General features: G+C 45.5%; 12 protein-coding genes. 10 read left to right on the top strand and 2 right to left on the bottom strand.

The window, feature by feature from the left end:
- Positions 1-78 precede the first annotated feature (78 nt).
- From speB to QUA80_RS12305, 10 genes are all read left to right on the top strand, one after another.
- On the top strand, positions 79-1,008 hold the full coding sequence (gene speB, locus QUA80_RS12260) for an agmatinase (protein ID WP_333424777.1): 930 nt from the start codon (positions 79-81) through the stop codon (positions 1,006-1,008).
- Between the two features lie 133 nt (positions 1,009-1,141).
- Positions 1,142-1,699, top strand: a complete 558-nt coding sequence (locus tag QUA80_RS12265; protein ID WP_333424779.1) for a thioredoxin family protein — start codon at positions 1,142-1,144, stop codon at positions 1,697-1,699.
- A gap of 179 nt (positions 1,700-1,878) precedes the next feature.
- Positions 1,879-2,685 (top strand): molybdate ABC transporter substrate-binding protein, encoded by an 807-nt coding sequence (gene modA / locus QUA80_RS12270; RefSeq protein WP_333424781.1) that lies wholly within the window; start codon positions 1,879-1,881, stop codon positions 2,683-2,685.
- Positions 2,686-3,064: 379 nt separating this feature from the next.
- Positions 3,065-4,810, top strand: coding sequence for a molybdate ABC transporter permease subunit (gene modB / locus QUA80_RS12275; protein ID WP_333424783.1), 1,746 nt, complete (start codon positions 3,065-3,067; stop codon positions 4,808-4,810).
- 97 nt (positions 4,811-4,907) lie between these two features.
- A complete protein-coding gene (gene msrB / locus QUA80_RS12280; protein WP_333424784.1) occupies positions 4,908-5,306 on the top strand; it encodes a peptide-methionine (R)-S-oxide reductase MsrB in 399 nt (132 codons plus the stop codon).
- Between the two features lie 215 nt (positions 5,307-5,521).
- Positions 5,522-6,250: a UMP kinase gene (gene pyrH / locus QUA80_RS12285; RefSeq protein ID WP_333155549.1), complete on the top strand. Its 729-nt coding sequence runs from the start codon at positions 5,522-5,524 to the stop codon at positions 6,248-6,250.
- Complete coding sequence (gene frr, locus QUA80_RS12290) at positions 6,237-6,785, top strand: ribosome recycling factor (RefSeq protein WP_333424786.1); 549 nt, start codon at positions 6,237-6,239, stop codon at positions 6,783-6,785. Before pyrH ends, frr begins: the two co-directional genes overlap by 14 nt.
- Positions 6,786-6,971: 186 nt before the next feature.
- A complete protein-coding gene (locus QUA80_RS12295) occupies positions 6,972-8,009 on the top strand; it encodes a geranylgeranyl reductase family protein (protein WP_333424788.1) in 1,038 nt (345 codons plus the stop codon).
- Positions 8,010-8,318: 309 nt separating this feature from the next.
- Positions 8,319-8,771, top strand: a complete 453-nt coding sequence (locus QUA80_RS12300; RefSeq protein WP_333424789.1) for an NADAR domain-containing protein — start codon at positions 8,319-8,321, stop codon at positions 8,769-8,771.
- Between the two features lie 380 nt (positions 8,772-9,151).
- Positions 9,152-12,205 carry a GAF domain-containing protein gene (locus QUA80_RS12305; protein WP_333424791.1) on the top strand — a complete coding sequence of 1,018 codons (3,054 nt, stop codon included), beginning with the start codon at positions 9,152-9,154 and terminating at the stop codon, positions 12,203-12,205.
- 82 nt (positions 12,206-12,287) lie between these two features.
- Here QUA80_RS12305 and QUA80_RS12310 read toward each other — a convergent pair whose 3' ends face one another.
- Positions 12,288-12,896 carry a DUF4276 family protein gene (locus QUA80_RS12310; protein ID WP_333424793.1) on the bottom strand — a complete coding sequence of 203 codons (609 nt, stop codon included), beginning with the start codon at positions 12,894-12,896 and terminating at the stop codon, positions 12,288-12,290.
- Complete coding sequence (locus tag QUA80_RS12315) at positions 12,893-14,038, bottom strand: AAA family ATPase (protein ID WP_333424795.1); 1,146 nt, start codon at positions 14,036-14,038, stop codon at positions 12,893-12,895. The genes QUA80_RS12310 and QUA80_RS12315 overlap by 4 nt, the downstream gene beginning before the upstream one ends.
- Between the last annotated feature and the right edge of the window lie 224 nt (positions 14,039-14,262).

A 14,262-nucleotide genomic window follows, 5' to 3' on the forward strand; every position in this document is an offset into this window, starting at 1 on the left:
TTTCTGAATTTGCAGTTAGAGCCGATATTATGTCAGGATTAAAGATGCTGACTTCTTTGCCTTATTAAAATTTCCCTTATGCCAACGATCGTTTCAACTTCTGTAGTGCCGTTTCTCGGTTCCGAAATTGTACCGGACTACGACACTGCCAAAGTAGTTATCTTACCAATTCCCTACGAGGCAACAACCACTTACCGCCGGGGGTGCGAAAACGGGCCCGCGAAACTTTTAGAAGCTTCTCATCAACTCGAGTGCTACGACGAAGAATTGGATTCCGAAGTTTGCTACGATGTCGGAATTTATACAAAAGAGCCGATCGCCGATACGCGCAACAGTCAACGGGTTTCATCCTCAGAAATGCTGCGAGTCACCCAAGCCGCAGTCTACCAGCTAGTTACCGAAAATAAATTTGTCATCTCCCTCGGAGGCGAACACAGCATCACTGCCGGCGTTGTTGAAGGTTATCGCCAAGCATACCCAAACGAACCTTTCACAGTCGTGCAAATCGATGCCCACGGCGACTTGCGGCACGAATACGAAGGCTCGATTCACAACCACGCCTGCGTGATGCGGCGTATTGTAGATATGGGCTTGCCGACACTGCAAATCGGGATTCGCGCTATCTGCAAGGAAGAAGCCGACTTGATTAAAGCAAAACAGCTAAACGTGATTCGAGCTCGCGAAATCGCTACTCAACCGGATTGGGTCGATCGGGCAATTGCCAGCATCACAACTAAGCGAGTATTTTTGACGATCGACTTAGACGGCATCGATCCGACTTTAATTCCAGGGGTGGGAACACCCGAACCGGGCGGGTTAAATTGGTATTCCCTCACCAGATTTTTGCGCCGCATCTTCGAGTCCTACGAAGTAATCGGGTGTGACATTATGGAATTAGCACCCGTTGTAGATTCTGTAGTCTCAGAATTTACCGCCGCCAAATTAGCGTACAAAATGATCGGGTATCAAGCTCTGGCTCAAGGTTGGCTACAGCCAGACGAGGGATAAATCGCCAAGTACGAATCACTCACAGGCTGTTGGTAAAGGCTAGAATTAAGCTAAATCCAAAAAACAGCCAATTTTATTCGCGCTGACAGTTCATATTTCATGCTTGCAAAACTGCTCTTCACCTCGTGAAAACATGAGTTTACTAATCGATACACCGGGTACTCCAATTAACGGTTACGCTCCCGATTTTGAACTGCCGGGAGTTGACGAAGAAGTTCACCATTTAGCTCGATATTTAGAAAAATTTCGGGCGATAGCGGTGATATTTATGTGCAATCATTGCCCTTACGTGCAGTTTTATCTAAATCGCCTGAAAGAAATTCAAGTAGAGTTTCAAGAGCGAGGCGTTACTTTAATCGGGATGAATGCTAATGACGCAAATCAATATCCTGAAGATAGTTTTGAGAATATGAAAACTTTTGCGGCTAACAATCAACTCAATTTCCCCTACATCCGAGATGTTGCTCAAGATGTGGCTGAAAGTTTTGGGGCTTCTAAAACCCCGGAGGTGTTTTTATTAGACCAAGACGGCAGATTGCGCTACAAAGGTTTGATTGACGACAATGCTGAAGATCCCGCCGCAGTGCAGGTGTCTTATCTGCGAGGTGCGATCGACCAATTGCTCAACACCCAACCCGTTGAGCCTTCAACTACAGAGGCGATCGGCTGTTCTATCAAATGGCGATCGTAGGGAGATTTTAAATTAACATTCCGAGACTAATTATGTAGGGTGCGCACTGCGCACCTTATCCCTGTAATTCGCGCGTAAGTCCTGTTAACTAACCGCTTCGAGGTGCGTTACGCGGCGCGGCGCGTTAGCCCTCCTGTCGCGAATAAAAATTGAAAATTAAAGATTCAAAACAATTTACTGTGAACCTGAAAAGTAGACGTATTCCCAACTTAATTCTCGCAGCAGCCGTCATGCTAACACTGCTGATTAGTTGGAACTTATTTAAGAACTTTTCCTCAGTCGCGACGCTGCAACGCACCTCATTAACCGTATCCGCCGCTATCAGCCTCTCACAAGCTTTACAAGAACTCAAAAGAGTTTATCAGACCAGTAATCCCAACGTTACTATTACTTATAATTTCGGTGCTTCCGGCGCTCTGGCACAGCAAATTCAGCAGGGAGCACCGGTAGATGTATTTTTCAGCGCCGCTACCAGGCAAATGAACGATTTGCAGCAATCTAACCTGCTAATTAACGACACGCGCCGCAATTTGCTAACAAATCGCCTGGTTTTGATTACTCCCAAAAACGGCTTGGCTTTGAGCGATTTTAAAGAGTTGACAGATGCCAAAATCAAGAAAATTGCGATCGGCGAACCGAAAAGCGTACCTGTGGGACAATACGCTCAGGAAATGCTAACTAAGCTTGGATTGTGGCAGCAACTCCAGCCAAAATTAGTGCTAGCAAATAACGTCCGCCAAGTGCTGACATTTGTAGAAAGTGGCAGTGCGGATGCTGGCATAGTTTACACGACTGACGCCAAAACATCCGATAAAGTAACTGTGCGGCTAACGGCTGCGGAAAATTTGCACTCGCCCATTGTTTATCCGCTGGCAGTTATCAGAAACAGGCGCAATCCCGCTGCTGCAAAAGCGTTTGTTGACTTTTTAGCGGGCGATCGGGCTAAAATAGTATTTCAGAAATACGGGTTTGGCATAGCTAGTTAATTAGTCTCATACAACCAAATTCTGTAGGGGCGGGTTTTACCAACAATATCTAATTCCCGCCAACAATCTATATAAACCCGCCCTCATACAACAGATAACCTTGTGTATTCAAAGAGGTACATTTCGATTTGCCGTTGGGGGGGGCGGGTTTGCGAGATTATTGGTATTAGCCCGATATAGTTGGTAAAACCCGCCGCTACGAGCGAATCCCAAAATTATATATTTTGATTTATCTTTGGGTGGGGGCGGGTTTAGAAAGTTATTTGTTTGAGGCAATTATTGTTGGTGAAACCCGTCCCTACGATTTATGGAATTTGATTTTTCTCCATTATGGATATCTCTAAAATCCTCCGCTATTGCGACATCGATCACCTTTTTCATGGGAATAGCCGCCGCCCGGTGGATGCTTTCAACTCGCATCAGAGGTAAAGCTTTAATTGAAGGGATTTTCATTTCTCCCTTAGTTTTGCCGCCGACAGTAGTGGGATTTTTGCTGCTGCTGCTGTTTGGGAGAAATGGGGCGATCGGTCAATTTTTGCTACAGTTCGACTTAACTATAATTTTCACTTGGCAAGCCGCCGCCATTACTGCCACAGTTGTATCATTTCCCCTCATGTACAAAACTGCTTTGGGAGCTTTTGAGCAAATTGATGCCAATCTTCTCAATGCAGCCCGCACTTTGGGAGCATCGGAGTGGCAAGTTTTTTGGCGAATTATGTTGCCGCTAGCATGGCCGGGAATTTTAGCAGGAACTATTCTCGCATTTGCTCGCGCTTTGGGTGAATTCGGCGCGACGTTGATGTTAGCGGGGAATATTCCCGGCCAAACTCAAACTATTCCGATGGCAATTTATTTTGCTGTGGAAGCTGGGGATATGAGGCAAGCTGCTATTTGGGTTTTGATTATTCTAAGTATTTCTCTGAGCGTGCTAACTGCTGTTAATTTTTGGACTGATTTACAAAGAAGATCGCCCAAAGCGAATTCGAGCTACAGATTGCAATCAAATGTTCCCCAAGTAAAGTCTAGTTTTACCACAAAACCCCAAAAACCACCGAAAAGCGGACTTTATTTGCACGTCTTCAAACCTCTTTCCAGCTTTGCCTTGGATGTTGGCTTTGATATCGGCCCGGAAGTGCTGGGAATTTTGGGCGCGTCGGGTTCTGGTAAGAGCATGACTCTGCGCTGCATCGCCGGTTTGGAAACTCCCAGCAGCGGTAAAATTGCAGTCAATGGCAGGGTTTTATTTGACTCGGGACAGGGCATTAATGTACCTTCTAAAGACCGCCGGATCGGTTTTTTGTTTCAAAACTATGCTTTATTTCCTCACCTGACTGTTGCTCAAAATATTGCATTTGGCTTGCAGCATTTATCTGAAAGCGAGCAACAAGTTCGGGTAAAAGAACAGCTAATTTCGGTGCAAATGTCGGGACTGGAAAACCGCTACCCGCACGAACTTTCAGGGGGCCAACAGCAGCGGGTGGCTTTGGCAAGGGCGATCGCCCCTTCTCCAGAATTGCTGCTGTTAGACGAACCGTTTTCTGCTTTGGACACTCATTTGCGGAGTCAACTGGAACGGGAGTTAATGCAGACTCTGGCTAATTATCGGGGAATTACTTTGTTTGTCAGCCACAATTTAGAGGAAATTTACCGGGTGTGCAAGAATCTGTTGGTATTGGCCGAGGGAAGGCCGATCGCCTTTGATACAAAACAGAACATTTTCGATCGCCCTGGCAACTTCACCGTCGCCCAGTTGACGGGCTGTAAAAACTTCTGTGCCGCTAAACAGATCTCCGTAACTGTCGTCGAGGCGATCGACTGGGGCTGTACTCTGACGGTAGTCGAACCAATTCCCAAATCTCTAGTTTCTGTGGGAATTCGGGCTCATCAACTGAGTTTTGTTAGCGGGTGCGATCGCGAAAATACTTTTGCTTGTTGGATCGCCTCTACTGTGGAAACTCCGCACCGGGTGACATTATATATCAAATTGCACTCGCTTCCCAATGATTCCCAAGATTATCACTTGCAAGCCGAAGTTTTCAAGGAAAAGTGGAGGGCTATGAAGGACAATCCTTTTCCGTGGTATGTTCATATCGAGCCAATTAGGTTAATATTAATGGAAGCCTGAGTTAACTAGCAATATACCGTTAACCGCAAACACTCAACAGTTAACAGTTAACAGTTAACCGTCAACAGCTAAATACATCTTAACCAAACATCAAATCATGACTAAAAAAATTGAAAAAACAGACGCAGAATGGCAACAACAACTTACGCCAGAACAGTTTAAAGTCACCCGCAAAAAAGGAACGGAAAGAGCTTTTAGCGGCGAATATCACGACAACAAAAAACCCGGAATTTATAAGTGTATTTGCTGCGGCACAGATTTATTTAAATCAGAAACCAAGTACGATTCCGGTACCGGTTGGCCCAGTTTTTACGCTCCCGTTAGCGAAGAAAATGTCAAGTGCGAGTCGGATAACAGCTTGTTCATGCGCCGAACAGAGGTACTGTGCGCTGTTTGCGACGCTCATCTCGGTCACGTATTTAACGACGGGCCCAAACCTACCGGTCAGCGTTACTGCATGAATTCTGCTGCTCTTAATTTCGTTCCCAAGGATTGATTCTTTTAGGGGTTCGCGTGCCCAACCCCTACTTTCCACAAAAAATCAATCCGGTTGTGGAACAGGCCCGAAAGCCTGTTCGCCTAGCAGCCGACGCAACAAATAAATTCTCTGGCAGCACAAGCAGGATGCCTGTTCCGAGTAATTGATGTTCAAAATGCACCCGTACTGCTATCTTATGGTGGAGGCAAAAAGAGTAAAAAAATAGTGGCGGCATGGGGATGGTATATCAGCGAGTTTTGCTGAAGCTCAGCGGTGAAGCGCTGATGGGCAGCTTGGGCTACGGCATCGATCCCGTAGTCGTTGGGTCGATCGCCCAGGAAGTGGCCAAAGTCGTGTCCCAAGGCATTCAAATCGCGATTGTTGTCGGTGGCGGCAACATTTTTCGCGGGGTGAAAGCTGCTTCGGCAGGGATGGATCGGGCAACGGCTGATTATGTGGGCATGATTGCTACGGTGATGAATGCTATAACTTTGCAGGATGCCCTGGAACAAGCAGGGGTGCCAACGAGGGTGCAATCGGCGATCGCCATGCAAGAAGTAGCTGAACCCTACATCCGGCGGCGGGCAATTCGCCACCTAGAAAAAAAACGAGTAGTGATTTTTGGTGCCGGTTCTGGCAACCCTTTTTTTACTACTGATACTACAGCCGCTTTGCGGGCGGCTGAAATTGATGCAGAGGTGATTTTTAAAGCTACCAAGGTAGATGGGGTGTACGATTCCGACCCCCACCTCAACCCCAACGCGCGCAGGTATCAAACCCTCACCTATGCCCACGTCTTGAATCAAGATTTGCGGGTGATGGACAGTACGGCGATCGCCCTTTGCAAAGAAAATAATATTCCTATTATGGTATTTGACCTCTCGGTGTCGGGCAACATCTACCGAGCTGTAATGGGAGAATCTATTGGAACTCTTGTCGGAGGTTTTTGTGAAGTTAGCTGACGCAGAAGATCATATGCAAAAGGCAGTTGAGGCTACTCAACGGTCTTTTAATACTATTCGGACGGGACGCGCCAACGCCTCCCTCCTCGATCGAGTCATGGTAGATTACTACGGTTCTCCAACTCCGATCAAATCCCTTGCCAATATCGGCACGCCGGATGCGACTACGATCACAATTCAACCGTTCGATCGCACAACACTCAACTCGATCGAAAAAGCGATTTCCCTGTCCGATGTAGGACTCGTTCCCAACAACGACGGTTCAGTTATTCGCTTGAACATTCCGCCGCTGACGAGCGACAGACGCCAAGAATTTGTCAAAATGGCCGGGAAGTTTGCTGAAGAAGGTAAAGTAGCAATTCGCAATATCCGCCGCGATGCCGTTGACTCGATTCGCAAGCAGGAAAAAAGCAGCGATATCTCTAAAGATGAATCCCGCGACTTGCAAGATAAAATTCAAAAGCTGACGGACAAGTACGTTGCCAAAATAGAAGAAGTTCTGGCAGCGAAAGAGAAAGATATCACGACTGTTTAGGGAATGGGAAATTGGGCATGGGGAACAGGAATAGTTTTGAGATTGCCAACAGGCGACCGCGAACAACGCGCAGACGCTAGATGAGTTCTCAGTTGTGAGTTAAAAACTCAAGATTTAACACTCATAAGTTACCAATTCCCGGTTCCCCATCACCAATTACCCATCACCAATTACCCATAACCGAAAATGTTTGATTGCATTATTGTCGGTGCAGGCCCTGCAGGTGGCACAGCAGCTTATCACCTGGCAAAGCAGGGACTTTCTGTTTTGTTAGTAGAGAAAGCGTCTTTGCTCCGCAATAAACCTTGTGGCGGCGTGTCTGGGACGATCGCCCAATGGCTCGATTTTTGCCAGACGCCAGCTATTTCTCTGAAAGCTAATAAAATTAGCTACACCTGGAAAATGGGAAACCCGGTGAAAGTTGAGATAAAGTCGCCAATTTCGACGGTACAGCGAGATGTATTTGACGATTTTTTAATTAAACAAGCTCAAACAACTGGTAAGGAAATTGGAGAATCTACAGAAGTCAAAGAAATTGAGTTTAAAAATTATGTTTGGAAAGTTAAAACTAACTCAAAACCCGTTTCCGGCCGCTATTTGATTGCTGCTGACGGTGCCGGCGGGCCGATGACTGAGTGGCTCGTATTGAAAGAACCAAAACTCTGTTTGAGCGCAAGTTTAGAAACTCGCTCAATCAAGGGCTATGCCATCTATTTCGATTTTGGTACTATAAAAAAAGGTTTTATCTCGAGCTTTGCCAAAGCTGACGGCTACTCTTTGAGTATTGCTGCGATGCGCGGCGACAAGCCAAAAGATATCGAGAAAATTTTGGTCAACTACGCAACTAAGTGCGGTGCGGATGTTAGTGTCAGCAACGTGCAGAAACACCCCAGGAGTCTGTGGGATGGCGATCGGCAATTGCAGTCGCAAAATGCGCTGCTTTTAGGAGACGCCACCAGTCTTGCCGACCCCTTCTCCGGTGAGCGGGTTCGACCTGCCCTATTTAGCCGATTTAAGGCTGCTAGGGCGATATATCGAACTCTTGGAGGTGCCGGTGACGCTAAGGATCGTTACACTAAATCGATCGCCGAACAATGGCGAACTGATATGGTTTGGGTCTGTCGTTGGGCTGGGGCATTCAATCAGTTTACAGGAACTGCTGGCCGAGCGGGCATCAAATTAGCGATCGCTGCTGGCGTCGACCGGCAAAATTTTGCGTGGTGAACTGCGTTATACCGATATCGCTAACCCTGCTCTTAAAAAGCTGATGCCATTTTAGAACGAAAGAAGTTCGGCAACGGATTTAACAGATGGATTTTGAGGATCGAGGTGAAGAAAGAAGAGAAAATATTCTTAAATCCCAATTCCTTATTCTCAATTCCTCATTCCCAATAGCGGTAAGGTGCGCCCCTAAGCACCCTAGATAATTAGGTTCTGCGTAAATCTTGTAAAGTAAGGTGCGCCCCTAAGCACCCTAGATAATTAGGTTCTGCGTAAATCCTGTAAAATCTAAAATCTAAAATCTCAAATCAAATGATAATTTATTTTTATAAAGTAGAGGAGCCTTACGGCTGCTTTTCTAATTTTTCACTACACGAAATTAGCCTGTACGGTCAAGATTGGTTGACTGTGGAACATTACTATCAAGCCCAAAAATTTGTCACCGTTGATGAAAGATTAGTGGCGGCGATTCGAGCCGTAGCAACTCCCCAGGAAGCTGCCAAATTAGGTCGCGATCCCAACCACCAGATGCGCGCTGATTGGGAAGCGGTGAAAATTCCCATTATGCGCGAAGCAGTTTTAACTAAATTTCTCGCTCATACAGACATTCAAGCTATTCTCCTGGGCACAGGGGATCGAGTGATTGTCGAGGATTCGCCAACGGATTATTACTGGGGGTGCGGCTGCGACCGCACCGGCCAAAATCATTTGGGTAAAATTCTGATGAGCGTGCGCAGCGAAATTTGTCAGCGCCAGAGGAGCTAACAAATTTCAAATTCTTTCATTAACCCTCATTATATGAAGTTATACAAACAAATGTCAAACTATCCTAACAATCAATAATTCTGATAGTGAGATTTTAAGATTGCGAGAAATTTATAAGACGATTAAAATAATAATTATTATTTGCTTAAGTCGTTCTGCTTCAAGAAGGCAAGGACTAAACCGGGGCGGGGCGATCGCAGATTTTTCTTACCACAGCGCGCCAGAGACGATACATCGTCGTCTCTGGCCAGTGCGCCACCGATTGATTGTACAGATCGGTTGAGTTGAAAACTCAGACAGACGCATTTGAGTTTGAGCGCTCCAAAAGCAAATCAAAACTTCTTATTATCATTGTATTGTATAATTACCAAAGGAGATTTATGCAACTCACAGAAAATACCCAAGAATTACATCATAAACTAGATAGAGAAGTTTTGATACGGCGGATAACTGAACGCATTCGTCAATCTCTAGAATTAGAAGATATTTTAACCAGTACGGTAGCAGAAGTGCGGTCTTTTTTGAAAACAGATCGCATTATGATTTACAGGTTTAGTGCCGACGGCAGTGGAGAAGTTGTTGCTGAGTCAATTAATAACAACCGTCTCCCTTCCTTGAAAGGACTGCACTTTCCCGCAGACGACATTCCCGCGAGCGCGCGGGAGATGTATGTCACTTTGCGCCAGCGGACAATAATAGATGTTAACTCCGGGACGATCTTCCTGAGTCCCCTAGATGCTGCAGATACAGGTCAACCTTTAGTAAATGAAGAGATGCACTACCGATCGCTCGATCCTTGCCACACAGCTTACCTGATGGCAATGGGAGTGCAATCTTCCTTAGTAGTGCCGATTTTGCACCGCAGGAGCGCATCGCAAAACAGCAAAACAGATACAATCTGCGATTCCCCTACGTGCCTGACTCGATACGATCGAGGAAAAAATCAAAAAATTCACATCGAACTGTGGGGACTTTTAGTGTCTCACCACTCCGCCCCCCTCAATATTTCACCACCAGATTTAGAAGTAGTTCAGCTCGTATCAGATCAATTGTCCAGCGCCATCGCCCACGCACTCCTCCTCCAGCAAACCCGCTCTCAAGCCGCCCGGGAAGCCACCGTGAGCCGCATAGCAGCCCTGTTGTACGGTCACGTCAACATTCAACTGCAGCAGGGTTTAGAAGCCACAGTCGCCGCTTTGGGCAGCAGCGGCGGCCGGCTCTATCTGAACCCCCCGAAAATCAACGGTGAAAAGTTATCGGCTGCCAATATCGATCGTCAAGGATTCCCAATTGCCGGCAACGATCGCTCTTCGACTCCTGCTGCCATCGGCGATGCTACATTTGAACTGTTCGTCACAGGCGAGCAACCGACACTTCCCGACTGGGCAAAACTAAGGGCGATCGAAGCTCATCCCCTCTGGCAGGAATGGCTAACCAAAGGATTCCAAAATACCGCAGAGAGTCCCAACTTCCCAATTCCCAATACTTCGGCTACGCTCAGCACAAGTTCCCAATTCCCAGTTTGGATAATTACAGACTTATACAAAGAACCTGTATTTAGAGTTTTAGTTCCTGCTTTCCAATCTACTCAAATTCGGGGTTTGCTGGTCATTCCCCTGTACCACAAACAACAAGTAGTCGGCTGTTTGACAGTTTTTCGCAATGCAATTGATACCGAAAAACTGTGGGCCGGCCGCTTTGACAGCAGCGCTGCACAAATCCTTCCCAGACAATCGTTTGAAGTCTGGCGAGAAATAAAAAAAGGTCAGTCGCCCGAGTGGAAGTGCGAGGAGATCGAGCAAGCTTTAGCTATAGGCAGCCAATTTTGTTCGGCAATTGGTCAGTACGTTCTTTATAAAGAAGTGCAGACCCTGAATGCCAACTTGGAGCGCCAAGTTCTGGAACGTACCGCCCAATTGCAAAAATCTTTGGAATTTGCCAAAGTATTGACGCGAGTTCGAGACCAGATTCGCAGCACCTTAGACTTAAAAACTATACTGCAAACTATTGTGCGAGAAGTGAGAGTTTTGCTCGATACCGATCGCACGATAATTTATCAATTTGCCGCAGGGTTCGACGGCGAGGTAGTTGTAGAAGCTGTCCGGGGCCAGTGGCAGTCAATTTTAGGTATCAAATTTCCACAAGAATGGTTGGCGGAAGGCTCAGACTGCTTTTACCGAGCAGGAGGGGTGCGAGCAATTAATGATATTTATACTGATGATTTAACCCCCTGCCACCGCGAATTTTTGGAAAAAGTGCAGGTGAGGGGAAGTTTAATTGTGCCAATCAGCAAAGATTCCCATTTTTGGGGGTTGCTGATTGTCCACGAGTGTTCCGGGCCGAGAGTTTGGCAAACAGCAGAACAGGAATTGCTGGAAAATTTGGCGACTCAAGCTGCGATCGCCATTCACCAAGCAGAACTTTATCAAGAAAGTCTCAATGCAGCAGCAGCCGATCGAGCAAAGGCCCAACAGCTAGCTAAAACCCTCACAGAACTGCACAATACCCAAGCCCAACTGATTCAAACCGAGAAAATGTCCAGTCTCGGACAACTCGTGGCGGGGGTCGCCCACGAAATCAATAACCCCGTTAACTTTATCTACGGCAATCTGTCCCACGCCAGCGAATACACCGAAGATTTGCTCAACTTGGTCGAACTCTACCGCCAACACTACCCCAATCCCGACCCAGAAATTAGCGAGTGTTCCGAAGCGATCGACATAGAATTTCTGGCCGAAGATTTGCCCAAAATTTTGGGTTCCATGAAAGTCGGAGTTGACCGTATCCGCCAATTAGTTGTATCTTTACGCAATTTTTCCAGAACCGATCAAACCGAGAAAAAAGCCGTTGACATTCACGAAGGCATTGAGAATACCCTGTTGATTTTGCAGCACCGGCTCAAAGCTAAATCCGATCGCTCCACTGTAGAAATCATTAAAGAATACGGTAATTTGCCCTTAGTAGAATGCTATGCCAGCTCGCTCAATCAGGTATTTATGAATTTGATCGGTAATGCCCTTGACGCCCTAGAAATGGGACAAAAAGAGCGAGTTATTAATCTTTCCTTTAAAGCGGCAAGTGCAGCGGCGACACATTTAAGCTCCCAAAAAATGGCGGTCGAGTCAGGAGATATAAATGCCACCACCGAGTGTTTGATTCCTGATTTGGCATCTCCTTGCATTCGGATTCGCACTGAATTAATCGATGAAAAAACGGTAGGAATTTGTATTGCCGACAACGGTCACGGCATCCCCAAAGAATTAATCTCTCACATATTTAATCCATTTTTTACTACTAAACCCGTCGGTCGTGGTACGGGTTTAGGACTGTCCATCAGTTACCAAATTGTAGTTGAGAAACACCAAGGCGTACTCAAGTGTATTTCTGTACCCGGTCATGGTACAGAGTTCTGGATCGAGATTCCCCTGAATTAACTAGAACAACCTAAAAAAACAACACACCCAGATACCAGACTTCTTTGAGAATTCGGGTAATTAACAGCGATCGCGTTTTACGTCAAGAAATTATTTTTTCTTCATCGCAGAGAGAGATAATTCGATTCACAAAAGCTTTTAGTTCGGGACAAGCTTTAATCGCAATCATCAGATCGTTGTTTTTCAAAATAGCCATTCCATCAATCACTTTGTTATAGTCTTTTCCGCGTGTTCCAGAGCTAAAAATCTCCTTAATCCAATAGGAAGGTGGCTTTTGATGATTCACTGTTTCAGGCGAACCGCTAGGAGCAGAACGGTTGTGTTTCGCTAGCTTCTGGATAGTTTTCCAGTAGGGAAGAAGCCATGCTTCAAAATCATGTAAGGCTGTGTAAGGATAGTAGTTTGGGTTGTTATCTACCCATCTCCTCATTTTCTCTTTAGCATCATTGGCATCTTTAAAGTCTGGCTTTCCGGTATAAACGTCTGTAAGTGCAATTACAGCATGATAGTCATCATTATCGAGGAGATTTTCAACAATTTTCTTGAGTTTCTTTTCCTTCAGAATTGGACCATCTTGTGTTATAAAGTGTAGTCTGGGCATTTTTTGTTCTAAACGACTTTGCAGAAACTCCTCAAGCTTCTTTTTAAATGCCCTTTCAGTAGCTCCTTCAACCAAAATAGCAATTTTCATGGGCGGCCACCCATTATATTCATTGCCCAAAGCTGGTCAAGAGTATAATCTTCTAACCATTTATTCAGGTTAAAAGTTTCACCCCACCTCATTTTTGCCTCCCCTTCTTCCAAATCGCAGACCAAAACCTCGCTTGGATTGAGAAATCTGATGAGTCTATCTGAGTGTGTGGCAACTATCAGTTGAGTGTGTTTTGAAGCTTCTCTCATTAGATAAACCAAGTGTCTTAAGAGTTCGGGGTGCAGGCTAACTTCTGGTTCATCTAGCAACGTAATAGTTGTTAAAGTTTGACTTTGCAGGAGCGCAACCAACCAGAGGAAGCGCAGCGTTCCTTCTGATAGCTCATGGACATAGAAAGGCTGAGGAAAATTTCTATCTGTCCAAGTCATAGACATAGTTCCTGCGGCAACCGGAGGAAAGTTTAATCGATCGAAATCTGGAAAGGCAGAAGAAATGATATTTTCAACCATTTCAAAACGGTCGCGATCGGTCTCCCGAAGGTCATAAAGACAGGAAACCAGGTTTTCACCGCTTGCCCCAGGCAGCTTTGCAGGGCGCATTGCTTGAGGCAGACGGATTGGACTTTTCTCTGAAACATCGAGTGCTCCATAATATGTGCAAGAAGCAAGGCTCTTTCTCAGGTTCTCGGGTTCGCGATACATTTTAGGAACTTGAGAAAGGGAGGTTTCAAGAGGATTGTGCTCCCAATCCGGTCTCAAAAGTCCACTGCGTTCTTGAAAAGATTTAACATCCAAACCTTGTGATTCAATATACTTGAATGGTTCAGCTCTGTTGGGATTTCTCTGCTGTGTTAAAGATTCGTCTCTAACTTCATAAGATAAACCTTTGGGTGACAAAGTTAAGCTGTACTTCAAAGGTTGTTCCTTTGGCACTTGCATTGAAATTTTAATTGCAAGTTCTTGTACTTTGCCTCTTGTCAAAATTTCGTTCAAGCCGCCTTTAAGTTGCAATAAATTCTGTAAATTTCCACTTGCTGAAGCGGCTAGTATTGAAAGAACATCTAAAAAAGAAGTTTTTCCTGCTCCGTTTGCACCAATCATGACGATGAGATTTCTCATCTCAAGCTCAATATTTTGAAGACGCCGAAAACCCCTTACTGATATATTTTCAAATCTATTCATACTACTATAGCAATCCTAAGTGATTTTCTAGATCCGTAAAATCTGAAAGTCTTGCTATACAACAAGTCTAGGAAGACAAGAGGGCGTTGTGTTGTGAGACTCAGATCGGATTGCTATAACCATCATTACTATTAATAGTTAAACTAGCCTAGTAGACGTAGGCGGGAGTTAACCTACCATTGATTATTTCTTCAATGCTTTGCCCGAATAAGTCCATTTGAAGG

Source organism: Microcoleus sp. F4-D5 (genome assembly GCF_036704885.1).
GTDB lineage: Bacteria > Cyanobacteriota > Cyanobacteriia > Cyanobacteriales > Microcoleaceae > Microcoleus.

Excerpts from the sequence above, each read along its gene's own strand:
- msrB (WP_333424784.1), top strand. The coding sequence starts at position 4,908 with ATGACTAAAAAAATTGAAAAAACAGACGCAGAATGGCAACAACAACTT.
- QUA80_RS12315 (WP_333424795.1), bottom strand. The coding sequence starts at position 14,038 with ATGAATAGATTTGAAAATATATCAGTAAGGGGTTTTCGGCGTCTTCAA.
- modB (WP_333424783.1), top strand. The coding sequence starts at position 3,065 with ATGGGAATAGCCGCCGCCCGGTGGATGCTTTCAACTCGCATCAGAGGT.
- QUA80_RS12310 (WP_333424793.1), bottom strand. The coding sequence starts at position 12,896 with ATGAAAATTGCTATTTTGGTTGAAGGAGCTACTGAAAGGGCATTTAAA.
- QUA80_RS12305 (WP_333424791.1), top strand. The coding sequence starts at position 9,152 with ATGCAACTCACAGAAAATACCCAAGAATTACATCATAAACTAGATAGA.
- speB (WP_333424777.1), top strand. The coding sequence starts at position 79 with ATGCCAACGATCGTTTCAACTTCTGTAGTGCCGTTTCTCGGTTCCGAA.
- QUA80_RS12300 (WP_333424789.1), top strand. The coding sequence starts at position 8,319 with ATGATAATTTATTTTTATAAAGTAGAGGAGCCTTACGGCTGCTTTTCT.
- QUA80_RS12295 (WP_333424788.1), top strand. The coding sequence starts at position 6,972 with ATGTTTGATTGCATTATTGTCGGTGCAGGCCCTGCAGGTGGCACAGCA.
- pyrH (WP_333155549.1), top strand. The coding sequence starts at position 5,522 with ATGGGGATGGTATATCAGCGAGTTTTGCTGAAGCTCAGCGGTGAAGCG.
- QUA80_RS12265 (WP_333424779.1), top strand. The coding sequence starts at position 1,142 with ATGAGTTTACTAATCGATACACCGGGTACTCCAATTAACGGTTACGCT.